Source organism: Pseudomonas sp. CYM-20-01 (assembly GCF_023169845.1).
Taxonomy (GTDB): Bacteria; Pseudomonadota; Gammaproteobacteria; order Pseudomonadales; family Pseudomonadaceae; genus Aquipseudomonas; species Aquipseudomonas azotoformans.
On record NZ_AP025169.1, the window covers coordinates 2,382,811 to 2,409,611 of the forward strand.

At 58.4% G+C, this 26,801-nt stretch carries 20 protein-coding genes, 2 tRNA genes and 3 rRNA genes; 12 read left to right on the forward strand and 13 right to left on the reverse strand.

Annotated features, from left to right (window positions below; all coding sequences use genetic code 11):
* Window positions 1-20: 20 nt before the first annotated feature.
* Both M2497_RS10870 and soxR read right to left on the reverse strand, forming a co-directional pair.
* Window positions 21-482 carry a VOC family protein gene (locus tag M2497_RS10870; protein WP_248487382.1) on the reverse strand — a complete coding sequence of 154 codons (462 nt, stop codon included), beginning with the start codon at window positions 480-482 and terminating at the stop codon, window positions 21-23.
* Between the two features lie 97 nt (window positions 483-579).
* A complete protein-coding gene (gene soxR / locus M2497_RS10875) occupies window positions 580-1,029 on the reverse strand; it encodes a redox-sensitive transcriptional activator SoxR (protein ID WP_248487384.1) in 450 nt (149 codons plus the stop codon).
* Between the two features lie 99 nt (window positions 1,030-1,128).
* Here soxR and M2497_RS10880 point away from each other — a divergent pair, with 99 nt between their 5' ends.
* Window positions 1,129-1,494, forward strand: a complete 366-nt coding sequence (locus M2497_RS10880) for an antibiotic biosynthesis monooxygenase (RefSeq protein WP_248487385.1) — start codon at window positions 1,129-1,131, stop codon at window positions 1,492-1,494.
* On the opposite strand, the gene M2497_RS10885 is transcribed toward M2497_RS10880, so the two are convergent.
* The 4 genes from M2497_RS10885 to msuE are packed head-to-tail and all read right to left on the reverse strand — an operon-like array spanning window position 1,483 to window position 5,517.
* A complete protein-coding gene (locus tag M2497_RS10885; RefSeq protein ID WP_248487386.1) occupies window positions 1,483-2,586 on the reverse strand; it encodes a sigma-54 dependent transcriptional regulator in 1,104 nt (367 codons plus the stop codon). The two genes, M2497_RS10880 and M2497_RS10885, sit on opposite strands and share 12 nt — an antisense overlap.
* 11 nt (window positions 2,587-2,597) lie before the next feature.
* Window positions 2,598-3,785 (reverse strand): acyl-CoA dehydrogenase family protein, encoded by a 1,188-nt coding sequence (locus tag M2497_RS10890; protein ID WP_248487387.1) that lies wholly within the window; start codon window positions 3,783-3,785, stop codon window positions 2,598-2,600.
* Window positions 3,786-3,804: 19 nt separating this feature from the next.
* Window positions 3,805-4,944, reverse strand: a complete 1,140-nt coding sequence (gene ssuD / locus M2497_RS10895; RefSeq protein ID WP_248487388.1) for an FMNH2-dependent alkanesulfonate monooxygenase — start codon at window positions 4,942-4,944, stop codon at window positions 3,805-3,807.
* 9 nt (window positions 4,945-4,953) lie between these two features.
* Window positions 4,954-5,517 carry an FMN reductase gene (gene msuE / locus M2497_RS10900; RefSeq protein WP_058426944.1) on the reverse strand — a complete coding sequence of 188 codons (564 nt, stop codon included), beginning with the start codon at window positions 5,515-5,517 and terminating at the stop codon, window positions 4,954-4,956.
* A 401-nt stretch (window positions 5,518-5,918) separates the two neighbouring features.
* Between msuE and M2497_RS10905 the strand changes: the two genes are divergently transcribed.
* The 3 genes from M2497_RS10905 to M2497_RS10915 all read left to right on the forward strand — a co-directional run bounded on the left by M2497_RS10905 (window position 5,919) and on the right by M2497_RS10915 (window position 9,441).
* Window positions 5,919-6,188, forward strand: a complete 270-nt coding sequence (locus M2497_RS10905) for a hypothetical protein (protein WP_028615811.1) — start codon at window positions 5,919-5,921, stop codon at window positions 6,186-6,188.
* 234 nt (window positions 6,189-6,422) lie between these two features.
* Entirely contained in the window at window positions 6,423-7,583 is a 1,161-nt protein-coding gene (locus tag M2497_RS10910) for an aminotransferase class V-fold PLP-dependent enzyme (RefSeq protein ID WP_248487389.1), read from the forward strand.
* 49 nt (window positions 7,584-7,632) lie between these two features.
* Window positions 7,633-9,441 carry an aminopeptidase P family protein gene (locus M2497_RS10915; protein WP_248487390.1) on the forward strand — a complete coding sequence of 603 codons (1,809 nt, stop codon included), beginning with the start codon at window positions 7,633-7,635 and terminating at the stop codon, window positions 9,439-9,441.
* 46 nt (window positions 9,442-9,487) lie between these two features.
* On the opposite strand, the gene M2497_RS10920 is transcribed toward M2497_RS10915, so the two are convergent.
* The 4 genes from M2497_RS10920 to rhtA form a co-directional block, all read right to left on the reverse strand.
* Window positions 9,488-10,078 carry a 2-hydroxychromene-2-carboxylate isomerase gene (locus tag M2497_RS10920; protein WP_248487392.1) on the reverse strand — a complete coding sequence of 197 codons (591 nt, stop codon included), beginning with the start codon at window positions 10,076-10,078 and terminating at the stop codon, window positions 9,488-9,490.
* Window positions 10,079-10,114: 36 nt separating this feature from the next.
* Window positions 10,115-10,846 carry an SDR family oxidoreductase gene (locus M2497_RS10925; RefSeq protein WP_248487394.1) on the reverse strand — a complete coding sequence of 244 codons (732 nt, stop codon included), beginning with the start codon at window positions 10,844-10,846 and terminating at the stop codon, window positions 10,115-10,117.
* Window positions 10,847-10,955: 109 nt separating this feature from the next.
* Entirely contained in the window at window positions 10,956-11,237 is a 282-nt protein-coding gene (locus tag M2497_RS10930; protein ID WP_248487396.1) for a hypothetical protein, read from the reverse strand.
* Window positions 11,238-11,401: 164 nt separating this feature from the next.
* Window positions 11,402-12,289, reverse strand: a complete 888-nt coding sequence (gene rhtA, locus M2497_RS10935) for a threonine/homoserine exporter RhtA (protein ID WP_248487398.1) — start codon at window positions 12,287-12,289, stop codon at window positions 11,402-11,404.
* Window positions 12,290-12,986: 697 nt separating this feature from the next.
* On the opposite strand from rhtA, the gene M2497_RS10940 reads away from it, so the two are divergent.
* From M2497_RS10940 to mrdA, 6 genes are all read left to right on the forward strand, one after another.
* A 16S ribosomal RNA gene (locus M2497_RS10940) occupies window positions 12,987-14,523 on the forward strand.
* 82 nt (window positions 14,524-14,605) lie between these two features.
* Window positions 14,606-14,682, forward strand: a tRNA-Ile gene (locus M2497_RS10945).
* Between the two features lie 30 nt (window positions 14,683-14,712).
* A tRNA-Ala gene (locus tag M2497_RS10950) sits at window positions 14,713-14,788 on the forward strand.
* Window positions 14,789-15,037: 249 nt separating this feature from the next.
* Window positions 15,038-17,929 (forward strand): 23S ribosomal RNA (locus M2497_RS10955).
* Between the two features lie 155 nt (window positions 17,930-18,084).
* Window positions 18,085-18,200, forward strand: a 5S ribosomal RNA gene (gene rrf, locus M2497_RS10960).
* The 16S, 23S and 5S rRNA genes sit together here with 2 tRNA genes alongside, the layout of an rRNA operon.
* Window positions 18,201-18,416: 216 nt before the next feature.
* Window positions 18,417-20,309, forward strand: coding sequence for a penicillin-binding protein 2 (gene mrdA, locus M2497_RS10965; RefSeq protein ID WP_248487400.1), 1,893 nt, complete (start codon window positions 18,417-18,419; stop codon window positions 20,307-20,309).
* On the opposite strand, the gene M2497_RS10970 is transcribed toward mrdA, so the two are convergent.
* On the reverse strand, window positions 20,310-20,711 hold the full coding sequence (locus M2497_RS10970) for a GFA family protein (RefSeq protein WP_248487402.1): 402 nt from the start codon (window positions 20,709-20,711) through the stop codon (window positions 20,310-20,312).
* A gap of 97 nt (window positions 20,712-20,808) precedes the next feature.
* Here M2497_RS10970 and M2497_RS10975 point away from each other — a divergent pair, with 97 nt between their 5' ends.
* Entirely contained in the window at window positions 20,809-21,276 is a 468-nt protein-coding gene (locus tag M2497_RS10975; protein WP_248487404.1) for an SRPBCC family protein, read from the forward strand.
* A gap of 44 nt (window positions 21,277-21,320) precedes the next feature.
* Here the strand turns inward: M2497_RS10975 and M2497_RS10980 are convergent, their stop codons facing one another.
* Both M2497_RS10980 and M2497_RS10985 read right to left on the reverse strand, forming a co-directional pair.
* The gene (locus tag M2497_RS10980; RefSeq protein WP_248487406.1) at window positions 21,321-21,908 is read right to left on the reverse strand and encodes a hypothetical protein; all 588 of its coding nucleotides are present in this window, start codon (window positions 21,906-21,908) and stop codon (window positions 21,321-21,323) included.
* 87 nt (window positions 21,909-21,995) lie between these two features.
* Window positions 21,996-24,206 (reverse strand): TonB-dependent siderophore receptor, encoded by a 2,211-nt coding sequence (locus M2497_RS10985; RefSeq protein WP_248487408.1) that lies wholly within the window; start codon window positions 24,204-24,206, stop codon window positions 21,996-21,998.
* 198 nt (window positions 24,207-24,404) lie between these two features.
* Between M2497_RS10985 and M2497_RS10990 the strand changes: the two genes are divergently transcribed.
* Window positions 24,405-26,762: a DNA polymerase II gene (locus M2497_RS10990; RefSeq protein ID WP_248487410.1), complete on the forward strand. Its 2,358-nt coding sequence runs from the start codon at window positions 24,405-24,407 to the stop codon at window positions 26,760-26,762.
* Window positions 26,763-26,801 lie beyond the last annotated feature (39 nt).

A 26,801-nucleotide genomic window follows, 5' to 3' on the forward strand; every position in this document is an offset into this window, starting at 1 on the left:
TGGCTCGCTCCTGCAAAGGGTCAGCCCTGTTTGAACATGGCCTCGGCGCGTTCGCGGATCTGTGCTTCGGTCAGGTCTTCCTTGTGGGTGGCCAGGAACCACACATGGCCGAATGGATCCTTCAACGTGCCGGAGCGGTCGCCGTAGAACTGGTCCTTGGGTTCGGAGATCGGTGTGCCCCCGGCTGCGATGGCTTGTTTGTACCGGGCGTCGACGTCATCTACATACACATGTATACCGACGCTGGTGTGGCCATCGCGTGGGCTGCCGAACGCGCTTTCATCGCAGGGTGAACCGAGCATGATCGGTGAGTCGCCGATGCGCAGCTCGGCGTGGCCGACCTTGCCGTCGGGCATGTCCAGGCGCATGGCTTCGATGGCGCCAAAGGCTTTCTTGTAGAACTCGATGGCTTCGGCGGCTTTTTCGACACCCAGGTAGGGCGTGATGCTGTGGAAGCCCTCGGGAATAGGTTTAACGCTCATATCGTTCTCCTTGATTGTGGTTGTGGAGGGACGGTCTTTTCACTATAGGCCACGTATCGCGTGGCCTGCGGGCAGCCGACGAGGTGTCGGGGGCGCATCATGCATGGGGTGTCGGTTCCAACAACTGTGCCCCTGGCCCGCGTTCACCGAGCTGGTCATCCTGATTGCGCAACGGGCACGCTTCCAGCGACAAACACCCACAACCAATACAGCCATTGAGCTTGTCGCGCAGCAACGTCAGCTTGTTGATGCGCTCATCCAGGTCTTGCCGCCACAGCGCGGACAAACGCTGCCAATCCTGGGCGTTGGGCGTGCGCCCCTCCGGCAATGTCTGCAAGGCTTCGCCAATCGTTGCCAGCGGAATCCCCAGGCGCTGGGCGATCTTGATCACCACCACGCGCCGCAGCACGTCCCGTGGGTAACGCCGCTGATTACCGGCATTGCGATTGCTCTTGATCAGCCCCTTGGTCTCGTAGAAGTGCAGCGCGGTGACCGCCACACCACTGCGGGCGGCCAGTTGGCCGACGGTGAGTGCCTTGTTGAGCATAAAAACTCCAGATAAGTGCTTGACCTTGACTTAACTAGAGGTTTTAGCCTGCGTGACATCGAATCGCAAGATTCTGCCTACAGAGAAAGGGGAGTGTTCATGCAGGTATCAGAGAAGAATCGCAGCTTCACTCAATTGATCGAGTTTCAGATCGAACCCCGGCAACAATCTGCCCTGGTGGCCGCCCTGACCCTTCAGAGCGAACGCCTGGCCCAAGGCCATGGCGGCTTTATCAATGCCAGTGTGCAGGTCAGCGATGACGGACGGCGGGTGCTCAATTACCTGCAATGGCACTCGCGGGAAGACGGCGAGGCGGCCTTCCAGTGTTTTGAGCATGGCGAGGAAGATTTCTGGACATTGATTCGCGCCCACCAGGCCACGGCCGTGACCTTCGGTTCGTTCCAGGTGCTGCGCAGTTTCGAGCGCAGCCACGACAACGCGTTGCACTGCCGGCTAAATGGATAGGTGCAGCATGCGCTCACCTTGCACGTTTTCGCCGGGGCGGCGCTTGTTCACCGCCAGTTCGCCGATCTTGATCAGGCGCGTACGTGTGACGTTGCGGCTCAGGCCGAGCAGGCTGGCGGTGTGCACCTGGTTGTAGTGGCTGAAACGATAGGCGGCCCGTAGCAGGGCATCTTCGACTTTTTCATGCAGGGCGCCGGCCTGTTCTTCGAACAGCTTCTGGAAGGCCCGCGCTAGCAACGCCTCGGCACTGTTGTCGCTGCCGTGCTGGCTGTCGTCCTGGCGCTCGATGCGCATGTTCGACAGGCGCAGATCGTCGCGCTCGATCACGCCGTTACGGCAGATCAACAGGGTATGGTGGATCACGTTTTCCAACTCGCGGATGTTGCCCGGCCAACTGTAGCTTTTAAGCTTGTGCTCAGCCTCGCGGCTGATGGTGATCGGGCCGTAACCCAGGCGCTGGCTGTAGGCTTCGATAAAGTGCCGGGTCAGCGGCAGGATATCGCCGGGGCGCTCGCGCAGCGGGCTGAGTTCCAGGCTGACCACGTCGAGACGGTAGTAGAGGTCTTCGCGGAAGTGCCCGGCGTTGATGGCCTTCTCCAATTGCACGTTGGTCGCGGCCAATACGCGCACATCAATCGGAATGCTCTTGCGCGAACCCAGGCGTACGACTTCGCGTTCCTGCAGGACCCGCAGCAGTTTGACCTGGATCGCCATCGGCAAATCGCCGATCTCATCGAGGAACAAGGTGCCGCCGTCGGCCTCCTCGAACCAGCCGGCCTTGGCGCTGAGGGCACCGGTAAAGGCGCCTTTCTCATGGCCGAACAGTTCGGCCTCCACCAGCGACTCGGAGAACGCCCCGCAGTTGACCGCTACGAACGGCCGGTTGCGCCGTGCGCTGAGGTTGTGGATGTGGCGTGCCACCAGCTCTTTACCGGTGCCGGTCTCGCCGATGATCAGCACGCTGGCTTCGCTGGGCGCCACTTGCTGGATGTGATCGAGCAGTGCCTGGGATTTCGGGTCTTCGAAGACCTGGGCCGTGGCGCGGATCGACGTCGCGAGGGCAGGCGAGGGCGGTAGGGTCAAAAGCTGCATGGGCACCTCTCTTAGGAATAGAACGTCGGAATCGGCAGGGAGTGGTTCAATGCCCAGTCCCCCAGTTCGTGGAGTTTGTAGTCCACCGGGTCGTGCAGGGTTTGCGTGCGCAGGTTGCGCCAGTGACGGTCCAGTCGTAGCGACGCATGGGTGGAGCGTGCACCGGTGACTTCGAACAGGCGGCTGCACAGGTCCAGGCCCTGGCGGGTAGCGGCGACTTTGGCGGTGGCGATGGCAATGGCCAACTGTCCGCGCTCGGTTTCGCTGAGGTTCGGGCCTTTGGCCCAGGCCTGGTCGAGCAGGTCGGCGGCACGCTCCACCAGCAGGCGCACGCCTTCCAGGGCGACCCAGAATTCGCCGTAGTGGTGCAGCACGTAAGGGTCCTGGCGCACGTCTTCGGTTGAGGATTTATGCCAGGCGCGGGTTTCGGTCAGCGTGTAGTTGCGGGCTTCTTCGAAAGCACCTTCGGCAATGCCGAGAAACATGTGCGTGAAGGTCAGTTGGGCAATCAACGGGCGCAGGCAGGCGAAGGGTGTGCTCAGCGGTCCCGGATCGAGCAGCAGCTCGGATTCTTCGACGCGCACCCGTTCGAAGCTGGCGCTGCCGCTGTCGGTCTGGCGCTGGCCGATGTTGTTCCAATCATTGTGCAAGGTGATGCCGCTGCGCCCGCTGGGGATCGCTGCGATCAGCAGTTTGCCACCGGCGGATTCGTCCACCGCCGAAGCGATCAGCATTTCAGAGTCGCTGGCGCCGGAGCAGAAGCTCTTTTTGCCGGAGAACTCGCGCCAGCCGCTGAAATCCTTGACCACGGTGCGCGTGTCCAGCGGGTTGAGGGCGTTGCCCCAGAACCAGTTTTTGCGCGCGGTCTGTTCGAACCAGGGTTGCCATTGGTCCGGGCGCGAAAACAGGCGCACGGTGGCGAGCATCAGGTGGTGAAAACCGAAGACATGGGCGATGGAGCTGTCGACCTTGGCGAATTCACGCACGATACCCAGGGTGTCGCTCCAGCGTGCGCCGAGGCCACCGTACTGGGTGGGAATGCTCAGGGCCAGCAGGCCGCTCTGGCGCAGGGCGTCGCGTTCAGCCTTGGGGGTGCCGCCGCGTTCGTCACGTTCGACGGCGGTCAGGGCGAATTCGGCGGCCAGCAGTCTGGCGGTCTGCAAGGGGGACGGCAGGACGCTGTGGGGTTTGGCGGTCACACGGTGTTCCTCATTGATCTCAAGCTTTGGTCGGCAACACATCGTTGGCAATCATTTCGCCAAAGGGGCCCGTGAGGTTGGTGATGCCGTGGCCGGCAAGGCTGGCATAGGGTTCCGGTAGCAACGGGAACACCAGCTCGGCGAAGCGATAGGCTTCTTCCAAATGCGGGTAGCCGGAGAAAATGAAGCTCTCGATCCCCAGGTCCGCGTATTCCTTGATGCGTTCGGCCACTTGTTGCGGGTTGCCCACCAGCGCGGTGCCGGCCCCGCCGCGCACCAGGCCGACGCCGGCCCACAGGTTGGGGGCGATTTCCAGGTTGTCACGGCGCCCGTCGTGCAGGGCGGCCATGCGGCGTTGGCCTTCGGAATCAAAGCGCGAAAAGGATTTTTGCGCGGCGGCGATGGTTTCGTCGCTGATGTGCTCGATCAACGTGTCGGCGGCTTTCCAGGCGTCTTCTTCGGTCTCGCGCACGATCACATGCAGGCGGATGCCGAACTTCACGGTGCGCCCGTGGCGGGCAGCGCGTTCACGCACATCCGCAAGTTTTTCCGCGACAGCCGCGGGTGGTTCGCCCCAGGTCAGGTACACGTCCACCTGCTCGGCGGCGAGGTCGTGGGCGGCGTCGGAGGATCCACCGAAGTACAGCGGCGGGTAAGGCTTCTGCACCGGCGGATAAAGGGCCTTGGCGTTCTGCACGCGCAGGTGTTTGCCTTCGAAATCTACCGATTCGCCCTGCAACACGCGACGCCAGATGCGTAGGAATTCGTCGGAGACTTCGTAGCGTTCGGCGTGGTCGAGAAAGCTACCGTCGCCACGGTTTTCGTCGGGGTCGCCGCCGGTCACCACGTTGATCAGCAGGCGGCCATTAGACAGGCGATCGAGGGTCGCCGCCATGCGCGCCGAGACAGTCGGCGAAATGATGCCCGGGCGAATTGCCACCAGGTAACGCAGGCGTTCGGTCAGCGGCACCAGCGCTGAGGCGATGACCCAGGAGTCTTCGCACGAGCGTCCGGTAGGAATCAGCACGCCGTGGTAGCCCAGGCTGTCAGCCGCCTGGGCGACTTGTTTCAGATAATTGAGGGTGACCGGCCGCGCACCTTGGGTGGTGCCCAGGTAATGACCGTCGCCGTGTGTGGGCAGAAACCAGAAAACATCCATGACCAATCCTTAAGCGATTTTCAGCAGAGAGGGGGAGTGCGCGGCAAACAAAGGCGCTGCGCGTTCTGCCGCCAGTTGAATACGGGCTTTCAGCAATTCGCTGGTTATCTGGTAGTCGGTGAAGTCGGCTTCGGTGGCGTACACACCGATCGGCAGGGTCAGGGCCTGGAAGAAGCTGAACAGCGGGCGCAGTTGATGATCGAGGACCAGTGCGTGGCGTTCGCTGCCGCCGGTTGCCGCCAGAAGCACGGGTGTATTGATCAGCGCATTGAGGCCGACCAGGTCGAACAGATGCTTGAGCAGTCCTGGGTAGGAGCCGCGATAGACCGGGGCGGCGACGATCAGCAAATCGGCCTGTTCGATGGCCAACAGTTGCGCTTCGACTTCTGCCGGCAGTTCATCACGGGACAGCGCACCACCCAGCGGCCTGGCGATATCGCCCAGCTCGATCAGGGTGGCCTGGATCGGCAGCAAGGTCGCCAACTCAGCCAGCACCGCCTGGGTCAACACCAGGGTACGGGACGGGCGCCAGGTTCCGCCGGAGAGGGCAACGACATTCAGGGGACGGGTCATGAACAGTTCCTTTTTCAACAGTGGTTCATAGCAGGTGGAGTGCAACCGCTTGAGCAAGAGCTGTACCAACGGGTGCAGGCCTTGATTGACGTGGGTTGCAGGCTCACTGCTGAAAAATGCCGGTGTTGGCTGCCTGGTGATTTGTTGATTGGCTGTTGCCAGGGCAACAGTTGCGTGGGCAACAGTGCCAGGGCGGTGTAGCACCCGTTATAGAGGGTTGTATTTATTCCGTAAATGAACGTATTTCCATATTTATAGATCATAAAGAAATATAAAAGGCACTGCTATCGAAGGTGCCTTGGCGGTTGATAGCAACTATCAAGGCAGGTGATTTTTCACCGTGAAAGGGCGGGAGTAGCCTGTCTTCATTGACTCGAAACCTCCTTTGCAGGGCCACCGCCATGAACCGATTCCTCGCTGTTTCCTTATTGATTGTCAGCTCAGTCCTTGCCGGATGTGCGACCCATCCTTCGCCTGAATTGCGTCCCTACACCGCGGAAGAAACCAAACAGTTGGCCCTGGAGGCATTGAGCCGTCGTGGTTTGTCGTTTGACGAATATCAACAGCAGCGTGCCGCACTGACCGGCCAGCCACAGAAACCCTTCGGATTTGATCGCCAGGGCGAAATGAACGCCGAACGCAGCGTGACCCTGCATGGTCGTCCCAGTTGAATCCGCGCTCAGCGGCAAAAAAGCCCGAGGTTATCCACAAGGATCCTCGGGCTTTTTGTTTTCCATGGGGCGACTTCAGCCTGTTAAGCTGAATTTCAGGAGCGTTCCTACGCACATTTACATAAAGTGGTCCTTCTTTAATGGCATGTGATCGGTTAAACCTGACGACCTCTGTCCCGGTCCGTGCCCCTGAGACGCTGCTCTCGGGAACCTGCTCTGCGAGTTTCTAACGTCATGAATAAACGTCCGTTGTATTTCGACTACGCCGCCACCACCCCGGTGGATGAGCGGGTCATCCAGGTGATGGTCGAGTGTCTGGGCTTCAATGCCAATTTCGGTAACCCCGCGTCCAGTTCCCACGCGTTCGGCCAGGCGGCCCGGCAAACGGTTGAACAGTCGCGTCGCCAGGTGGCCGAACTGGTCGGTGCCAACCCCGAACAAATCGTCTGGACCTCCGGTGCCACCGAGTCCAACAACCTTGCGATCAAGGGCGTGGCCCAGGCGCGGGGCGTGGCGGGTGGGCATATCATCACCAGCCAGATCGAACACAAGGCCACCCTGGATACCGCGCGACAATTGCAGGAAGCCGGTGTGGCCGTGACCTACCTGGTGCCGGACGCCGATGGCTTGATCAGCGCCGAGGCCGTCAGCGAAGCCTTGCGTGAGGACACCTTCCTGGTGTCGCTGATGCTGGTGAACAACGAACTGGGCACCCTCAACGATATCCCCGCCATCGGTGCCCGCGTGCGTGAACACGGCGCGTTGTTGCATGTGGATGCGGCGCAGGGTGCGGGTAAGGTGGCGATCGATCTGGCGCAGTGGCCGGTGGATCTGATGTCGTTTTCCGCGCACAAACTGTATGGCCCCAAAGGTATCGGCGCGTTGTATGTCGGGCCACGGGCGCAGCAGAAAGTCCTGGCGCAGATTCACGGCGGCGGCCACGAAGGTGGCTTGCGTTCCGGCACCCTGGCGACCCATCAGATTGCCGGCATGGGCACCGCGTTCGCCTTGGCGGCGGCGTCTTTCGCTGAAGAAAAGGCGGTGATCGTGGCTCTGCGCCAGCGCCTGCTTGACCAGTTGGATTCGGTGGCTGGTGTGCGCCTCAATGGCAGCGCTACACAGCGTATTCCACATACCCTGAGCCTCACGTTCAGTGAAGGCGAATTCAACGCCGCTGCGTTGAGTGCAGGGATCGCGTTTTCTGCGACCTCGGCCTGCAATTCGGCCAGCAATGCACCGTCCCATGTGCTGCTCGCCCTGGGCCATGATGCGCGTAGCGCCAGCCGCACCATCCGCTTGAGCCTCGGCCGGTTTACCACCGAGCAGGATATCGACCAGGCGGTACAACTGATCAAGGCGGCCCTCGCCAGTGCACCGGCGTTCTGGGCGGTCTGATTCATCTATCGCAACACATAATAATTATTCGTGGTTAGCAGGAGACACAATGAGTACGCAGCCCTTGACCCATGGAACGGTTCCCCAGCGCCTGGCGCATACCCGTGAACTGATGAGCCGCGAGGGCATTCACGCCCTGCTGGTGCCGTCGGCCGACCCGCACTTGTCCGAGTACTTGCCGGGTTACTGGCAGGGGCGGCAGTGGCTGTCGGGGTTTCATGGCTCGGTGGGAACGCTGATTGTCACTGCGGATTTCGCCGGTGTGTGGGCCGATAGCCGTTACTGGGAACAGGCGACCAAGGAACTCAAGGGCAGCGGCATCGAATTGGTGAAGCTGCAGCCGGGCCAACCCGGCCCGCTGGAGTGGCTGGCCGAGCAAACGCCGGAAGGTGGCGTGGTGGCGGTGGATGGTGCGGTCATGGCCGTGGCTTCGGCGCGTACCCTGGGCGGTAAGTTGGCGGAGCGCGGCGCGCGCTTGCGTACCGATATCGACCTGCTCGATGAAGTCTGGCAAGACCGTCCGGCATTGCCGAACCAGCCGATCTATCAACACCTGCCACCGCAGGCTACTGTCAGCCGTACTGAAAAACTCGCTTCGCTGCGTGCTGCCTTGAAAGAGAAGGGCGCCGACTGGCATTTCATCGCGACCCTGGATGACATTGCCTGGCTGTTCAACCTGCGTGGTGGTGACGTTTCGTTCAACCCGGTGTTTGTGTCCTTTGCGTTGATCGATCAACAACAGGCCACTCTGTTTGTGGCGCTGAGCAAAGTCGACGCCGAATTGCGGGCTGTGCTGGGGCAGGATGGCGTGACCCTGCGCGACTACAGCGAGGTTGCGGGTGCATTGCGCGCGGTGCCGGCGGGCGCCAGTTTGCAGGTCGACCCGGCGCGCGTTACCGCGGGTTTGCTGGAGAATCTCGATGCCGGCGTCAAGCTGGTCGAAGGCCTCAACCCGACCACATTGGCCAAGTCCCGCAAGAGCCTGGCCGACGCGGAACATATCCGTCAAGCCATGGAACAGGATGGCGCAGCGCTGTGTGAATTCTTCGCGTGGCTGGACAGTGCGCTGGGCCGTGAACGCATCACCGAATTGACCATCGACGAACACTTGACCGCTGCGCGTACCCGCCGCCCTGGTTATGTGTCGTTGAGTTTCAACACCATTGCGGCCTACAACGCCAATGGCGCGATGCCGCATTACCACGCCACTGAAGAAGAACACGCATTGATCGAAGGCGATGGCCTGCTGCTGATCGATTCGGGTGGCCAATACCTGGGCGGCACTACGGACATTACGCGGATGGTGCCGATCGGCACGCCGAGTGACGAGCAGAAGCGTGACTGTACCCGGGTGCTCAAGGGCGTGATTGCCTTGTCCCGTGCCCATTTTCCGAAAGGGATCCTGTCACCGCTGCTGGATGCGATTGCCCGCGCGCCGATCTGGGCGGAAGGCGTGGACTACGGTCACGGTACTGGCCACGGTGTAGGTTATTTCCTCAATGTGCATGAAGGTCCGCAAGTGATTGCCTACCAGGCGGCCACTGCGCCGCAAACGGCGATGCAGCCAGGGATGATCACCTCCATTGAACCGGGGACTTACCGTCCGGGGCGTTGGGGCGTGCGGATCGAGAACCTGGTGTTGAACCGTGAAGCGGGCAAGACCGAGTTCGGTGAGTTTCTCAAGTTCGAAACCCTGACCTTATGCCCGATCGACACGCGCTGCCTGGAGCCATCGTTGCTCACGGCCGACGAGCGCCAGTGGTTCAACGCTTACCACGCTGAGGTGCGCACGCGTTTGAGCCCATTGCTCAGTGGTGCAGCGCTGGAGTGGTTGCAGGTACGCACTGCGGCTATCTGATTACCTGCTAGGCAGTAACGTGCCAGGGCGTTTTGGCCATCAAGCTCTAACTCAACGCTTCGCGCACAAATTCCAGACGGTCCTGACCGAAGAACAGCTGGTTGCCTACAAACATACTGGGGGCACCGAACACGCCGCGTTGAACGGCCTGTTCGGTGTTGTCCTTCAGGGCAGTCTTAACGGTTTCGTCATTGGCCAAATTCAGGATTTCATTGGCGGCAAATCCGTATTCAGTGAGTACGGCAGCCAGGACGGCGGGGTCTCCCAGGTGACGGCCTTCGACCCAAAAGGCATGGAACAGGCAATCAACGAAGTCCAGGAAACGTTCAGGCTGGTGTAATTGGATGCCGGTGACCGCTCGCATCAACACCAGCGTATTGATGGGGAAGTGCGTGTTGAACCGGAGCGGTACGTTGTAGCGCCGGGCGTAACGCGCCAGGTCATCAAGCATGTAGCGACCCTTTGCAGGAACGGTGATTGGAGAGGCGTTACCGGTGGCCTTGAACACGCCGCCCAATAACATGGGTTTATACACAAGCTGTGTATCGGTTGCCGTGCACAATGCCGGTAGCTGGGTGTAGGCCAGGTAGGTGGCGGGGCTGCCCAGGTCAAAGAAGAATTCCAGGGTTTTACTCATGGTCGATGCTCGCTGCTTATTGTTATAGGGGCGTGCTTACCAGGGTTCATTCCAGGGGCGCAGGTCCAGTTCAAAGGTCCAGGCATCGCGTGGCTGGCTGTGGAGGTGCCAATAGTTATCGGCGATATGCTCAGGGTTGAGGATGCCGTCCTGGTCCTTGAGTGCGTATTTCTGCGGGAAGTTGTCGCGAATGAAGTCAGTGTCAATGGCGCCATCGACCACGACATGGGCGACATGGATGTTCCTGGGCCCCAGCTCCCGCGCCATGCTTTGCGCGAGCGCCCGAATGCCGTGCTTGGCCCCGGCGAATGCAGCAAAACCTGCGCCGCCGCGCAACCCTGCGGTGGCGCCCGTGAACAGGATGGTGCCTCGATTACGCGTGACCATCCGCCTTGCCACTTCGCGTGCATTTAGGAAGCCGGAGAAGCAGGCCATTTCCCAGATCTTGAAATACTTGAGCGCAGTTTCTTCCAGGATGCTGCACGGCACATTGGCGCCGATATTGAATACAAAGGCTTCGATCGGGCCCAGCTCGGTTTCGATCTGTTCGATCAGCGCGATGACGTCTTCTTCTTTACGCGCATCGCAGGCAAACCCATGGGCTTCACCGCCAGCGGCGTGAATACTCTCGATAAGGGGCTGCAACTTATCGGCGCTGCGGCGGGTGACACAGGCCACGTAGCCTTCGCGGGCAAAGCGTTTGGCAATGGCGCCGCCGGTTGCATCACCCGCGCCCACTACTAATACGATTTTTTTGTTGTGCGTCATGGGACCTCCCTCGGCTCGATGATCGAGCAAGAGTTTAGACGCCGTGTGGTGAAGGGTAGGGTTTGTATCTGGATTTAATAGGAGCAGTCAGAGATGACTGCTCAGGCGATTACTTGCAGATAACGATCATGCTGCGGCTGGTGTAGCCGGCAGGGTTGAGGCCGAAGGGGTAGTCCCCAGGCTCCTCGGAGTTGTCACCGGACTTTGCGATTACTCGGTAGCCCTTGGCGCCACAGGCGTTGGTCGCACTGGTGTAGCACTGCTCCCAGGAAGAGGACAAGCCGGAACAGTTGATATGCAGCCCTTTTTTGCCACGTTTCACTTCTGTCTTGGTGGTCGCGGCACAACCAGCAACGGCCATGACCATTAACAGTATCAAAATTCGCTTCATTCCTATCCTTAATAGCCGCCTTGCAATGCCAGAGGCCGGCTCTACTCGCTCTCGGGTGTAGCGTTCGCGCTGTCCTTGTCGAAGTTCTCCATGATTGACATTCGTTTGCGGCCTAAACATGGCCTAAATGTGCGGTAAATACCAGAGCTACATTCAAACAGACTTCAATCCGAGGCAACCAAAGGCTTTGGCTCACTGCGCATCGTCACCGTGGCACCTACGGAGGCCAGAATGATGCAAGTGATTGCCAGCCACTGAGCGAGCGATAAGTGCTCGTGCAGGAATAACAGGCCGGAGAGCGCGCCGAAAGCCGGCTCGATGCTCATGAGGGTGCCGAAGGTGCGCGCGGGGAGGCGCGTCAGTGCGACCATTTCCAGGGTGTAAGGCAGGGCGGTGGACAGAATGGCGACGCCGATGGCGATCGGGATTAGCGCGGGAGTCAGCAATGCGCTACCAGCATGGACGATGCCAATAGGCGCAACAAACAATGCGGCGATCATCACCCCAAGGGCGGCGGTCTGGACCCCGTTGTCATTCCCTGCTTTCTGGCCATATAGAATGTAGAGCGCCCAGCACACGCCTGCTCCCAGCGCGTAGGCTGCCCCCAGCAAGTCGATACCGCCGCTGGCCTCGCCCATCGGGATCAACAAGAGAAGGCCGATGATGGCGAGGGCAATCCACAGGAAGTCGACCGCGCGCCGAGAGGCGTAGATGGCCACCGCGAGGGGGCCGGTGAACTCCAGGGCGACCGCAATCCCCAGGGGCACGCTGCGCAATGACATATAGAAGAGAAAGTTCATGCCACCCAACGCCATCCCGTAGACGATGACGGTGCGTAAGGACTTGGAGGTCAGGTTGGCGCGCCACGGGCGTAACAGCAGCAGCATGATCACGCTGGCGAAAATCAAGCGCAGGGTTGTGGTGCCTTGTGCGCCAACGATAGGGAACATGCTCTTGGCCAGCGAGGCGCCGGACTGGATGGAGGCCATGGCGATCAACAGCAGGCCGACAGGGAACAGTGTCGAGGCCAGGCTGCGGGGGGAGGTGGTCATTGGGGTATTCGTCCGAAGTCATATATAGAGAAGCAAGGGCGCTATGATGCTCAACTGTTTAGTGTTGAGCAATATATTGCTCAACTATCCTTTTTAATGCGTCATACAGGGCGAATTTTGAGCGTTTCCGGTTCTTTGATAGAAAAAGCAAATTAAGGGTTGACGGCAGATTCTGGAAGTCTATAATTCGCCCCACTTCCGGCGCAGTCGAAACGGAAAACTCCTTGGTAAACAAAGGGTTATGCAGAATTCGACAGCGACTTGCTTCAGTTCATCGAAGCCCAGAAGGAGTTGGTAGAGCAGTGTTGTCTGGCTCTATTAACGTTTCGATCCTCTCGGTCGAAAGCGGAGAAAAAGAGGTGTTGACAGCAGCGTGTAACGCTGTAGAATTCGCCTCCCGCTAACGAGAGATCGGAAGCGCAAGTGGTTGAAGTTGTTGAAGAAATCTTCGAAAACTTCTGAAAATAATCACTTGACAGCAAATGAGGCTGCTGTAGAATGCGCGCCTCGGTTGAGACGAAAGATCTTAACCAACCGCTCTTTAACAACTGAATCAAGCAATTCGTGTGGGTGCTTGTGGAGTCAGACTGATAGTCAACAAGATTATCAGCATCACAAGTTACTCCGCGAGAAATCAAAGATGTAACCAACGATTGCTGAGCCAAGTTTAGGGTTTCTTAAAAACCCAAAGATGTTTGAACTGAAGAGTTTGATCATGGCTCAGATTGAACGCTGGCGGCAGGCCTAACACATGCAAGTCGAGCGGTAGAGAGAAGCTTGCTTCTCTTGAGAGCGGCGGACGGGTGAGTAATGCCTAGGAATCTGCCTGGTAGTGGGGGATAACGTTCGGAAACGAACGCTAATACCGCATACGTCCTACGGGAGAAAGCAGGGGACCTTCGGGCCTTGCGCTATCAGATGAGCCTAGGTCGGATTAGCTAGTTGGTGAGGTAATGGCTCACCAAGGCGACGATCCGTAACTGGTCTGAGAGGATGATCAGTCACACTGGAACTGAGACACGGTCCAGACTCCTACGGGAGGCAGCAGTGGGGAATATTGGACAATGGGCGAAAGCCTGATCCAGCCATGCCGCGTGTGTGAAGAAGGTCTTCGGATTGTAAAGCACTTTAAGTTGGGAGGAAGGGCAGTTACCTAATACGTGATTGTTTTGACGTTACCGACAGAATAAGCACCGGCTAACTCTGTGCCAGCAGCCGCGGTAATACAGAGGGTGCAAGCGTTAATCGGAATTACTGGGCGTAAAGCGCGCGTAGGTGGTTTGTTAAGTTGGATGTGAAATCCCCGGGCTCAACCTGGGAACTGCATTCAAAACTGACTGACTAGAGTATGGTAGAGGGTGGTGGAATTTCCTGTGTAGCGGTGAAATGCGTAGATATAGGAAGGAACACCAGTGGCGAAGGCGACCACCTGGACTAATACTGACACTGAGGTGCGAAAGCGTGGGGAGCAAACAGGATTAGATACCCTGGTAGTCCACGCCGTAAACGATGTCAACTAGCCGTTGGAAGCCTTGAGCTTTTAGTGGCGCAGCTAACGCATTAAGTTGACCGCCTGGGGAGTACGGCCGCAAGGTTAAAACTCAAATGAATTGACGGGGGCCCGCACAAGCGGTGGAGCATGTGGTTTAATTCGAAGCAACGCGAAGAACCTTACCAGGCCTTGACATCCAATGAACTTTCTAGAGATAGATTGGTGCCTTCGGGAACATTGAGACAGGTGCTGCATGGCTGTCGTCAGCTCGTGTCGTGAGATGTTGGGTTAAGTCCCGTAACGAGCGCAACCCTTGTCCTTAGTTACCAGCACGTAATGGTGGGCACTCTAAGGAGACTGCCGGTGACAAACCGGAGGAAGGTGGGGATGACGTCAAGTCATCATGGCCCTTACGGCCTGGGCTACACACGTGCTACAATGGTCGGTACAGAGGGTTGCCAAGCCGCGAGGTGGAGCTAATCCCATAAAACCGATCGTAGTCCGGATCGCAGTCTGCAACTCGACTGCGTGAAGTCGGAATCGCTAGTAATCGCGAATCAGAATGTCGCGGTGAATACGTTCCCGGGCCTTGTACACACCGCCCGTCACACCATGGGAGTGGGTTGCACCAGAAGTAGCTAGTCTAACCTTCGGGAGGACGGTTACCACGGTGTGATTCATGACTGGGGTGAAGTCGTAACAAGGTAGCCGTAGGGGAACCTGCGGCTGGATCACCTCCTTAATCGACGACATCAGCTGCTCCATAAGTTCCCACACGAATTGCTTGATTCATTGAAGAAGACGATAAGAAGCAGCCCGAAATTGGGTCTGTAGCTCAGTTGGTTAGAGCGCACCCCTGATAAGGGTGAGGTCGGCAGTTCGAATCTGCCCAGACCCACCAATTTTGTGTGGGAAACGCCTGTAGAAATACGGGGCCATAGCTCAGCTGGGAGAGCGCCTGCCTTGCACGCAGGAGGTCAACGGTTCGATCCCGTTTGGCTCCACCACTACTGCTTCTGAAAGTTTTGAAAGCTTAGAAATGAGCATTCCACCAAGACGGTGATGAATGTTGATTTCTAGTCTTTGATTAGATCGTTCTTTAAAAATTTGGGTATGTGATAGAAAGATAGACTGAACGTTACTTTCACTGGTAGCGGATCAGGCTAAGGTAAAATTTGTGAGTTCTCTTAGTTGAGAAATTCGAATTTTCGGCGAATGTCGTCTTCACAGTATAACCAGATTGCTTGGGGTTATATGGTCAAGTGAAGAAGCGCATACGGTGGATGCCTTGGCAGTCAGAGGCGATGAAAGACGTGGTAGCCTGCGAAAAGCTTCGGGGAGTCGGCAAACAGACTTTGATCCGGAGATGTCTGAATGGGGGAACCCAGCCATCATAAGATGGTTATCTTGTACTGAATACATAGGTGCAAGAGGCGAACCAGGGGAACTGAAACATCTAAGTACCCTGAGGAAAAGAAATCAACCGAGATTCCCTTAGTAGTGGCGAGCGAACGGGGACTAGCCCTTAAGTGGCTTTGAGATTAGCGGAACGCTCTGGAAAGTGCGGCCATAGTGGGTGATAGCCCTGTACGCGAAAATCTCTTAGTCATGAAATCGAGTAGGACGGAGCACGAGAAACTTTGTCTGAATATGGGGGGACCATCCTCCAAGGCTAAATACTACTGACTGACCGATAGTGAACTAGTACCGTGAGGGAAAGGCGAAAAGAACCCCGGAGAGGGGAGTGAAATAGATCCTGAAACCGTATGCGTACAAGCAGTGGGAGCAGACTTTGTTCTGTGACTGCGTACCTTTTGTATAATGGGTCAGCGACTTATTTTCAGTGGCGAGCTTAACCGAATAGGGGAGGCGTAGCGAAAGCGAGTCTTAATAGGGCGTCTAGTCGCTGGGAATAGACCCGAAACCGGGCGATCTATCCATGGGCAGGTTGAAGGTTGGGTAACACTAACTGGAGGACCGAACCGACTACCGTTGAAAAGTTAGCGGATGACCTGTGGATCGGAGTGAAAGGCTAATCAAGCTCGGAGATAGCTGGTTCTCCTCGAAAGCTATTTAGGTAGCGCCTCATGTATCACTGTAGGGGGTAGAGCACTGTTTCGGCTAGGGGGTCATCCCGACTTACCAAACCGATGCAAACTCCGAATACCTACAAGTGCCGAGCATGGGAGACACACGGCGGGTGCTAACGTCCGTCGTGAAAAGGGAAACAACCCAGACCGTCAGCTAAGGTCCCAAAGTTATGGTTAAGTGGGAAACGATGTGGGAAGGCTTAGACAGCTAGGAGGTTGGCTTAGAAGCAGCCACCCTTTAAAGAAAGCGTAATAGCTCACTAGTCGAGTCGGCCTGCGCGGAAGATGTAACGGGGCTCAAACCATACACCGAAGCTACGGGTATCACGTAAGTGATGCGGTAGAGGAGCGTTCTGTAAGCCTGTGAAGGTGAGTTGAGAAGCTTGCTGGAGGTATCAGAAGTGCGAATGCTGACATGAGTAACGACAATGGGTGTGAAAAACACCCACGCCGAAAGACCAAGGTTTCCTGCGCAACGTTAATCGACGCAGGGTTAGTCGGTCCCTAAGGCGAGGCTGAAAAGCGTAGTCGATGGAAAACAGGTTAATATTCCTGTACTTCTGGTTATTGCGATGGAGGGACGGAGAAGGCTAGGCCAGCTTGGCGTTGGTTGTCCAAGTTTAAGGTGGTAGGCTGAGATCTTAGGTAAATCCGGGATCTTAAGGCCGAGAGCTGATGACGAGTTACCTTTTAGGTAACGAAGTGGTTGATGCCATGCTTCCAAGAAAAGCTTCTAAGCTTCAGGTAACCAGGAACCGTACCCCAAACCGACACAGGTGGTTGGGTAGAGAATACCAAGGCGCTTGAGAGAACTCGGGTGAAGGAACTAGGCAAAATGGCACCGTAACTTCGGGAGAAGGTGCGCCGGTGAGGGTGAAGGACTTGCTCCGTAAGCTCATGCCGGTCGAAGATACCAGGCCGCTGCGACTGTTTATTAAAAACACAGCACTCTGCAAACACGAAAGTGGACGTATAGGGTGTGACGCCTGCCCGGTGCCGGAAGGTTAATTGATGGGGTTAGCTAACGCGAAGCTCTTGATCGAAGCCCCGGTAAACGGCGGCCGTAACTATAACGGTCCTAAGGTAGCGAAATTCCTTGTCGGGTAAGTTCCGACCTGCACGAATGGCGTAACGATGGCGGCGCTGTCTCCACCCGAGACTCAGTGAAATTGAAATCGCTGTGAAGATGCAGTGTATCCGCGGCTAGACGGAAAGACCCCGTGAACCTTTACTATAGCTTTGCACTGGACTTTGAATTTGCTTGTGTAGGATAGGTGGGAGGCTTTGAAGCGTGGACGCCAGTTCGCGTGGAGCCATCCTTGAAATACCACCCTGGCAACTTTGAGGTTCTAACTCAGGTCCGTTATCCGGATCGAGGACAGTGTATGGTGGGTAGTTTGACTGGGGCGGTCTCCTCCTAAAGAGTAACGGAGGAGTACGAAGGTGCGCTCAGACCGGTCGGAAATCGGTCGTAGAGTATAAAGGCAAAAGCGCGCTTGACTGCGAGACAGACACGTCGAGCAGGTACGAAAGTAGGTCTTAGTGATCCGGTGGTTCTGTATGGAAGGGCCATCGCTCAACGGATAAAAGGTACTCCGGGGATAACAGGCTGATACCGCCCAAGAGTTCATATCGACGGCGGTGTTTGGCACCTCGATGTCGGCTCATCACATCCTGGGGCTGAAGCCGGTCCCAAGGGTATGGCTGTTCGCCATTTAAAGTGGTACGCGAGCTGGGTTTAGAACGTCGTGAGACAGTTCGGTCCCTATCTGCCGTGGACGTTTGAGATTTGAGAGGGGCTGCTCCTAGTACGAGAGGACCGGAGTGGACGAACCTCTGGTGTTCCGGTTGTCACGCCAGTGGCATTGCCGGGTAGCTATGTTCGGAATAGATAACCGCTGAAAGCATCTAAGCGGGAAACTAGCCTCAAGATGAGATCTCACTGGAACCTTGAGTTCCCTGAAGGGCCGTCGAAGACTACGACGTTGATAGGTTGGGTGTGTAAGCGCTGTGAGGCGTTGAGCTAACCAATACTAATTGCCCGTGAGGCTTGACCATATAACACCCAAGCAATTTGACTACTCTAACGAGCATCAGATTGCGGTGTGTGAAGACGAAATGAACCGAAAGTTCGATGTTCACAAAACACCGAAAGCTGTCACATACCCAATTTGCTGAAGCGAGGCCCAGGCCACGACTCAGTACCCGAATTTCTTGACGACCATAGAGCATTGGAACCACCTGATCCCATCCCGAACTCAGCAGTGAAACGATGCATCGCCGATGGTAGTGTGGGGTTTCCCCATGTGAGAGTAGGTCATCGTCAAGATTAAATTCCAGAACCCCTGATTGCTAACGCAGTCAGGGGTTTTGTTTTGGGCGGTCGAAAACTCAAGCGCTACTCATCCTCGATAAATACCGTACCGTTGGGGAAATCGATGCAAAGTGTTTCTGCATTTTTGGTATGGTGCAGCACATTTTCACAGGGATTGATTTTTCACCCGCAGGACGCGGCGTCGACCTTCTTCAACGAGATGCTGTAGAAATGCCTGAACCGATACCCATCAAAGATCACGAAAAAGAAAACCGCCTGGTCAACAAGCGCCTGCTCGCCTGTGCGCTGCTGGTGATTGGCATTTCCTGCGCCCTGGTGGGGCGCATGTACTTCCTGCAGGTCGTGCAGTTCGACTATCACTCCACGATTTCCGAAAACAACCGCGTCCACGTATTACCCATCACGCCGACGCGTGGGCTGATCTACGATCGCAATGGCGTCGTGTTGGCCGACAACCGGCCTAGCTATAACCTGACCATCACCCGAGAGCGCACCACCGACCTCAAGGGGGAGCTGGACGCCATCGTCAGTTTGCTGCATCTGCCCGCCGAGGATCGCGCGGTGTTCGACAAGGCGCTGAAGCAGGCACGCCACCCCTTTGTCCCTGTGACATTGTTTTACGAGCTGACCGAAGAGCAGATCGCGCTGCTGGCGGTGAACGAGTTCCGTCTGCCAGGGGTTGATGTAGAACCTCAGTTCGTTCGCCACTATCCCCTGGGCGCCCACTTTGCGCACTCCATCGGTTACGTGGGACGGATCAACGAGAAAGAATCCAAAGCCCTCGATTCGGTTGAGTACCGCGGCACTCAGTCCATCGGCAAAACCGGCATCGAGCGCTTCTACGAGTCCGAGCTGCATGGTCACGTAGGTTATGAAGAGGTCGAGACCAACGCCCAGGGCCGTGTGCTGCGTGTGCTCAAGCACACCGATCCGATCCCCGGAAAAAACATCGTACTGAGCCTCGACGTCCACCTTCAGGAGGCGGCGGAAGAAGCCTTGGGCGATCGCCGTGGCTCGGTGGTTGCCCTCGACCCACAAACCGGCGAAGTGCTGGCCATGGTCAGCAAACCGAGTTTCGACCCTAACTTGTTCGTCACCGGGATCAGCTTCAAGGAATATGCCGCGCTGCATGACTCCATCGACCGGCCACTGTTCAACCGCGTCCTGCGCGGGCTCTATGCGCCGGGCTCGACCATCAAACCGGAAGTCGCCATCGCCGGCCTCGACAGTGGTGTCGTCACTGCACAAACCCGTGTGTTCGATCCCGGTTACTACCAACTGCCGGATTTCGACCACAAATACCGCAACTGGAACCACAGCGGCGACGGCTGGGTCGACATGGACGCCGCCATCATGCGCTCCAACGACACCTACTTTTATGACCTGGCCCACAAGCTGGGCATCGATCGCCTGCACGACTACCTGGCTGAATTTGGCCTGGGCCAGAAAGTGTCGCTGGACATGTTTGAAGAGTCAGCCGGCTTGATGCCTTCCCAGGCCTGGAAGCGCGCCACTCGCCGCCAACCCTGGTTCCCAGGCGAGACCGTGATCCTCGGCATCGGCCAGGGCTACATGCAGGTCACACCGCTGCAACTGGCCCAAGCCACCGCCCTGATCGCCAACAAAGGCGTGTGGAACCGACCCCGCTTGGCCAAGACCATTAACGGCGTGCCACCGGTGGATGAAAACCCTATGCCCAATGTGGTCCTCAAGGACCCACGTGATTGGGAGCAGGTCAACCATGGCATGCAATTGGTGATGCACGACCCACGCGGCATCGCCCGCGCTGCCGCACAAGGCGCGCAATACCGCATCGCTGGCAAGAGTGGTACCGCACAGGTGGTCGCGATCAAGCAGGGCGAGCGTTATAACCGTGAAAAGACCCTGGAGCGCCACCGCGACAACGCGTTGTTCGTCGGCTTTGCGCCGGCCGAACACCCGAAAATCGTGATTTCGGTGATGATCGAAAACGGTGAAGCCGGCGGCCGGGTTGCTGGGCCGGTCGTGCGCCAGATCATGGACGCCTGGTTGCTCGACCAGGAAGGTCACTTGAAGCCGCAATATGCGACGCCCGCCAAAGCACCTGGAGACCCGAAGGTTTAATCAGGCTTTCCACTCGTCCCATTGCTCTACGCCTTCATAGGCAAGCCAGGGCACATCATGGGCCGTCCAGATGTGCGTGGTGGGCCTGACGCCCGGATCATCATCCAGCGTCGCTACCCGCACGATGACGTGCGGTTGATGCCCACGTTCTGCCATCAGGTGTGAGCCGCAACGCGAACAGAAATGCCTGAGCTTGCCCGGCGACGATTCGAAAGACGCCAGCAGCTCCACGCCCTGGGTCCAGCGAAAGTGTTCGCGCATCACGCCGGCTGTCGCGACAAATGCCGCTGCATGCACCTTGCGGCAGCTCTCGCAGTGGCAGTGGCTGATCGGCATGTCCAGACGCCTCACCTGGTACCGCACGCCCTTGCAGAAGCAACTTCCATTCAATGGGTCAGTCATAACGTAATTGCCGGTAAGGAAGGGGCCATCATCATTGCTTACAATCCTAGGTTGCGCATTGGTCGATGTCGCCTACTGTCAATGGAGGAGGTGACTTATGCATGTATTGGATCGAATCGAACGGAAAGTCCTGCTCAACGCTTCACGTAGACAGGTGTGGGAAGCCCTCACTGATGCCGAGCAATTCGGCCATTGGTTTGGTATCGCCCTCGAAGGCAAAGCCTTTGTTGCCGGGCAAGCCATCGAGGCACCTATCACCTATCCGGGTTATGAACATGTGATCTGGAAGGCCAGGATCGAACGCATTCTGCCGCAAACGCTGTTCTCTTTTTGGTGGCACCCCTTCGCGGTCGAGGCGGGCGTCGACTACGACCAGGAAACCCCGACACTGGTGGAGTTTACCGTTGAAGACCGTGCACCGGGCATTCTGCTGCGGGTGGTCGAGTCCGGCTTTGACGCGGTGCCCGAAGCACGTCGGCAAAAGGCCTTCAAGATGAACTCACGCGGGTGGGACGAGCAAATGGGCAACATCGAAAACTACCTGAGCCAGGCCCGACAGGCTTGACCCCAGCGGGCACCATGCGTGATGCCCGCCTCTTTGCACCGTACTTAGCTTTCGTGATCGGTGGTGATCTCCAAGGTGTCGGTAAAGGTTACCAGGACACTCTGCCCGACTTTCAGGTCTTTGAGGCCGGCGCGAATCTCCGGTTTCTCCACATTCAACACCTTCGTCGCACCGGCAGGGTTCTCCAGGGTGACCTGGTTTTTCTTCAGGTCGATATGGGTGATCTTCAGTTGCACCTGCACCTGGCGGAAAGCTGCACCGCCTGGGTTGGGATTGTCGGCGGTGGCGCGGATCACGCCGGTTTTTTCGCTGGCATCCGGTGGGCTCTTGTCCACATCGGTGTCCAGCACCGCCGCAACCGAGTGAGTGGTCAGCACCTTGACCTGGTCACCGACCTTGAGGTTGCCCAGGTCCTTGGCGGCATCGGTAAGTTGCACATGCACTTCACGCCCCTCGGCACCGGCCAGCACCACCTGATGTTTGGCCGCATCGACGGCCAATACTTTTGTAGTAACTTCATCGGCTTCCAGGGATTTGGACAGCGGGATATCGGCGGCGTGAGCGATCAGGTTGCCGGCGGACAGAAGGGTGGCCAGGGCAATCGCCTGGCGCAGGGAACGGGATAGCTTCATTGAAGGGACTTCCATGTGAGAGGAGCCCTGAGTCTAGTGGTGAGTCAGCGATGCGCAAATTCGCTGACTCACCTTGGTGTAACGCGTTTAGAAGTCCACAGTCGCCGAGAACTTGGCAATACGTGGGTCGCCCTGGCTCAGGAAACCGCCCTGGGCCGATTCCCAGTACTTCGCGTTGGCGACGTTCTCCACGGTGGCGCCGAGGGTGACATCACGCTGGGCCACCTTGAAGTTGTAGCGCGCGCCCACGTCGAAGCGGTTCCACGTCGGCAAGCTCAAGTTGTTGGCGGCGTCGGCGTACTGCCCGCCTGTGCGCAACCAGCGGCCATTGAGGGTTACGCCTTGCAGGCCAGGTACATCCCACTCCACATCGGCGTTGAGCTGGAACGAAGGTACGCCGATTGCGCGGTTACCGTCATTGGCGCCGTTTTGCGTGTCCTTGAGTTCGGTCTTCATCACCGTCACACCGCCCAGCAAACGTAGGCCGCTGAGGGGTTCGCCGAAGACGTTCAGTTCTACGCCTTTGTTGATTTGCTGGCCTTCACGCACATAGCGCGCTGTAGTCGCATCGATGACCTGAACGTAGCCGGCGCCAGGCTGTTCGATACGGTATACACCCAGCGTTGCGCCATAGGTGCCCATGTCCACTTTCACACCCGCTTCGATTTGTTTGGAGCGAGCAGGCGCAAACGCCTGGCCGCCGCCGATGATCGTCCGGTTGCCCGAGTTGACCGGCGACGTCGGGCCTTGCGCCAGGCCTTCGATGCGGTTGGCGTAGAAAGACACGTGTTGCCACGGTTTGAACACCAGGCCGTAGACTGGCGTGGTAATTGACTCGTCATAGTTGGAAGTGCGCGTACCGCTCATGTAGTTGTAAGCCTGTACCACCATCTGCTGGCGGCGCGCGCCCAACGTGACCAACAGACGGTCATCGAAAAAGCCCAGGGTGTCGGACACCGCTGCGCTGCGCACGAATGTTTTGCCTGTAATGGTCGGGTCGCTGAAATCAGTGCCTGGCGTATTGCGCGGGTTGTTCAGGGTGGGCGGAGCGCCGGTCACAGGGTCGTAGATGTTGGTTCGGGTAGCCGTCGACGAGGCGTTGAACACATAGGCATTGCGTGCTTGAGTCCAGATACCGGCCAGGCCAAAGTTGAGTCGATGGCTCAAAGGGCCGGTCTGGAAACTGCCGTTCAACCCGCCCATTAAGCTGCGGTTGTCTTCTTCGTGGGCGATGGTCGAGCGGCTTGCCAGGGCATTACCGCTGTTGTCAGTCAGCGTGACCGACGAGTAGCGCCCCATTTCCCGGGTGTGCTTGGCACCGCCTGCTGCATAGGCCGTCCAGTTGTCGTTCAGGTCATACTCGGCGCGCAGCATGCCCAAGGTGTCTTCGAGGTTGGTGCTGCTCCAGCTCGGCGCGTAGTTGGTGTCGGCCGAAGGCGCATCCGGCACATGGGTGGCCGTGCCCAGGAATACCGAGTTACGCCCGCCATTGATGTGCTGCTTCTGATACACAAAATCACTGGACAGGCGCAACGCATCACCGCGGTAGTCCAGGCCCACGGTGAACAGCTTCGAGCGCTGATTTTCATCATCGATGCCGGTATCGCCTTCGCGCTGGGACAGGTTCACGCGTGCACCAAACTGGTTGTCCTCGCCGAAGCGCTGGCCAATATCCAGATGCTCGCCCACCCGGCCATCGCTGCTGATATCGGTACTGAAGCGACGCAGTGGCAGGTCATCGGCGCGCTTGGGTTGCAGGTTCACACCGCCGCCAATCCCCGAGCCGGTCGGTGTCACACCATTGATGAAAGCATTCGGCCCCTTGAACACTTCCACACGCTCCAGGGCGTCGGTGGACATAATCTGACGCGGCAGGATGCCGTACAGGCCGTTGAAGGACATGTCGTCACCGGCGAGCGGCAGGCCTCGGATCATGAACGTCTGTGCCTGGTTGGCATAGCCAGACGCCTGGCGCACCGACGAATCATTAAGCAGTACATCGCCGATCGTTTCGGCCTGCCGGTCGCGAATCAATTTCTCGGTATAGGAGGACATGCTGAACGGCACGTCCATGATGTCCTGGTTACCCAGCACCCCCAACTGAGCGCCACGTGCCACCTGGCCGCCAGCGTATACCGGGGGCAGGGCGCCTGGCGCAGGGGCGTCGGCGCTGATAGTGGTGGCGCCCAGTTCCAGCGTGCCGGTTTCCTGGCTAGCGTGAGCCGAGAGGCTCAGGGAACAGCACAGGGCGAGCAGGGTGGGGCGATACGGCACAGCGAATGGAGTACGGGCGGGCATGGTCGATCCTGACGGTGAACCGTCAATGGTGAGGGAAAGGGCAACGATGGTTGCGCTTCCTCGCTGCGCGGATACAACTCCGGTGCAAATGATAGTAATTATTATTAACGTTGTGCAACAATTTTGTGAGATTAAGGTCTGCGCGCATCGATGCCGAGTAGAATCACGCCCTGAAAGCGATTCCTGAGGTGCGGTACGGTGGATTTACAGCAGGGTTTTGTCCTGACCCGGCATTGGCGCGATACCCCGGCGGGCACGGAGGTCAGTTTCTGGCTGGCCACCGACCAGGGCCCGAAGTTTATCCGGCTACCCGTGCAGACCTCGGTGATGTTCATCCCCGAAGCCCATCGCAAGCCGCTGGATTGGCTGCTCAAGGGCGAGCGCGATATCGAACTGCGGCCGTTGCAGTTGTGCGATTTCCATCATCGTCCGGTCCTGGGCCTGTACACCCGCCAGCACCGCCAGGCCATGGACGTAGAAAAACGCCTGCGCGCTGCGGGCGTCGACGTGTACGAGGGCGATGTGCGGCCACCCGAGCGCTACATGATGGAGCGCTTCATCACCGCGCCGGTGTGGTTCGGCGGCACCCCCGACGCTACCGGCGCACTCTGCGATGCGCAGATGAAACCCGCGCCCGACTACCGCCCACCGCTGAAGCTGGTGTCCCTCGACATCGAGACCACCGCCCAGGGCGATCTCTACTCCATCGCCCTTGAAGGCTGCGGCGAACGCCAGGTGTACATGCTCGGCCCGCCGAACAAAACCGATGCGGTCGACTTCAAACTCGACTACTGCGACACCCGCGCGCAACTGCTCGAACGCCTCAACGCATGGCTCGCCGAGCACGACCCCGACGCGATCATCGGCTGGAACCTGGTGCAATTCGACCTGCGCGTGCTACACGAACATGCCCAGCGCCTCAACGTGCCGCTGATGCTCGGGCGTGGCGACGAGCCGATGGCCTGGCGCGAACACGGCAGCCGCAACCACTACTTCGCGGCGGCAGCGGGACGCTTGATCATTGATGGCATCGAAGCCCTGCGCTCGGCCACCTGGAGCTTCGAGTCCTTCAGCCTGGAAAACGTCGCGCAAACCCTGCTCGGCGAAGGCAAGGACATCTCCACGCCGTACCAGCGCATGGACGAAATCAACCGCATGTTCGCCGAGGACAAACCCGCCCTGGCGCGTTACAACCTCAAGGACTGCGAGCTGGTCACGCGGATTTTCGCCAAGACCGAACTGCTCAAGTTCCTGCTGGAACGCGCCAGCGTCACCGGCTTGCCGGCCGACCGCAACGGCGGTTCCGTCGCCGCGTTCACCCATTTGTACCTGCCGTTGATGCACCGCCAGGGCTTTGTCGCGCCGAACCTGGGCGACAAACTACCCCAGGCCAGCCCGGGCGGTTTTGTCATGGACTCACGGCCCGGCCTCTACGAATCGGTGTTGGTGCTTGATTACAAAAGCCTCTACCCGTCGATCATCCGCAGCTTCCTGATCGACCCGGTCGGCCTGATCGAAGGCCTCAAGCACCCTGACGACAGCGCATCGGTGGAAGGCTTTCGCGGCGCGCGGTTTTCCCGCACCCGACACTGCTTGCCTTCCATCGTCGCCCGGGTCTCCGAAGGCCGCGAAGTGGCCAAGCGTGAACACAACGCGCCGCTGTCCCAGGCGTTGAAAATCATCATGAACGCCTTCTACGGTGTGCTCGGCTCCAGCGGTTGCCGGTTCTTCGATACACGGCTGGCGTCGTCGATCACCCTGCGTGGCCACCAGATCATGCGCCAGACCCGCCAACTGGTCGAAGCCCAAGGCTACGAGGTGATCTACGGTGACACCGACTCCACCTTCGTCTGGCTCGGCAAGGCGCATAGCCAAGCGGATGCCGGGCGCATCGGCCAGGCGTTGGTCCAGCACGTCAACGACTGGTGGCGCGAGCACCTGCACACTGAGTTCGGCCTGCAAAGCGCCCTGGAGCTGCAATACGAAACCCATTTCACGCGCTTCCTCATGCCGACCATTCGTGGCGCGGAGGAGGGCAGCAAAAAGCGCTACGCCGGCCTGGTGGTGCGCAGCGATGGCAGCGAGGACATGGTCTACAAGGGCCTGGAAACCGTGCGCAGCGACTGGTCGCCCCTGGCCCGCCGTTTCCAGCAGGAACTCTACCAGCGCATCTTCCATCGCCAGCCGCACCAGGACTACATTCGCGACTACGTGCGCCGCACCCTGAGCGGTGAGTTCGATGAGTTGCTGATCTACCGCAAACGCCTGCGTCGCCGGTTGGACGACTACGAACGTAACGTGCCGCCCCATGTGCGCGCCGCGCGCCTGGCCGATGAGTACAACGACCGCCTGAACCGCCCGCGCCAGTACCAGCGCGGCGGCTGGATCAGCTACGTGATCAGCGTCAACGGCCCCGAGCCGTTGGAAGTGCGACAAGCGCCCATCGATTACGATCACTACGTCACCCGGCAATTACAGCCGGTGGCCGATGCGATACTGCCATTCGTGAATGATGATTTCAGCACCTTGGTCGGCGGGCAAATGGGTCTGTTTTAAAACGCTTGATTCGTCCGTGTGCGAGCCTGCACTCTTGGT

What these genes read in the sequence shown, in the direction of transcription:
- M2497_RS10870 (WP_248487382.1), bottom strand. Translation starts at nt 482, where the DNA reads ATGAGCGTTAAACCTATTCCCGAGGGCTTCCACAGCATCACGCCCTAC.
- soxR (WP_248487384.1), bottom strand. Translation starts at nt 1,029, where the DNA reads ATGCTCAACAAGGCACTCACCGTCGGCCAACTGGCCGCCCGCAGTGGT.
- M2497_RS10880 (WP_248487385.1), top strand. Translation starts at nt 1,129, where the DNA reads ATGCAGGTATCAGAGAAGAATCGCAGCTTCACTCAATTGATCGAGTTT.
- M2497_RS10885 (WP_248487386.1), bottom strand. Translation starts at nt 2,586, where the DNA reads ATGCAGCTTTTGACCCTACCGCCCTCGCCTGCCCTCGCGACGTCGATC.
- ssuD (WP_248487388.1), bottom strand. Translation starts at nt 4,944, where the DNA reads ATGGATGTTTTCTGGTTTCTGCCCACACACGGCGACGGTCATTACCTG.
- msuE (WP_058426944.1), bottom strand. Translation starts at nt 5,517, where the DNA reads ATGACCCGTCCCCTGAATGTCGTTGCCCTCTCCGGCGGAACCTGGCGC.
- M2497_RS10905 (WP_028615811.1), top strand. Translation starts at nt 5,919, where the DNA reads ATGAACCGATTCCTCGCTGTTTCCTTATTGATTGTCAGCTCAGTCCTT.
- M2497_RS10910 (WP_248487389.1), top strand. Translation starts at nt 6,423, where the DNA reads ATGAATAAACGTCCGTTGTATTTCGACTACGCCGCCACCACCCCGGTG.
- M2497_RS10915 (WP_248487390.1), top strand. Translation starts at nt 7,633, where the DNA reads ATGAGTACGCAGCCCTTGACCCATGGAACGGTTCCCCAGCGCCTGGCG.
- M2497_RS10920 (WP_248487392.1), bottom strand. Translation starts at nt 10,078, where the DNA reads ATGAGTAAAACCCTGGAATTCTTCTTTGACCTGGGCAGCCCCGCCACC.
- M2497_RS10925 (WP_248487394.1), bottom strand. Translation starts at nt 10,846, where the DNA reads ATGACGCACAACAAAAAAATCGTATTAGTAGTGGGCGCGGGTGATGCA.
- M2497_RS10930 (WP_248487396.1), bottom strand. Translation starts at nt 11,237, where the DNA reads ATGAAGCGAATTTTGATACTGTTAATGGTCATGGCCGTTGCTGGTTGT.
- rhtA (WP_248487398.1), bottom strand. Translation starts at nt 12,289, where the DNA reads ATGACCACCTCCCCCCGCAGCCTGGCCTCGACACTGTTCCCTGTCGGC.
- mrdA (WP_248487400.1), top strand. Translation starts at nt 18,417, where the DNA reads ATGCCTGAACCGATACCCATCAAAGATCACGAAAAAGAAAACCGCCTG.
- M2497_RS10970 (WP_248487402.1), bottom strand. Translation starts at nt 20,711, where the DNA reads ATGACTGACCCATTGAATGGAAGTTGCTTCTGCAAGGGCGTGCGGTAC.
- M2497_RS10975 (WP_248487404.1), top strand. Translation starts at nt 20,809, where the DNA reads ATGCATGTATTGGATCGAATCGAACGGAAAGTCCTGCTCAACGCTTCA.
- M2497_RS10980 (WP_248487406.1), bottom strand. Translation starts at nt 21,908, where the DNA reads ATGAAGCTATCCCGTTCCCTGCGCCAGGCGATTGCCCTGGCCACCCTT.
- M2497_RS10985 (WP_248487408.1), bottom strand. Translation starts at nt 24,206, where the DNA reads ATGCCCGCCCGTACTCCATTCGCTGTGCCGTATCGCCCCACCCTGCTC.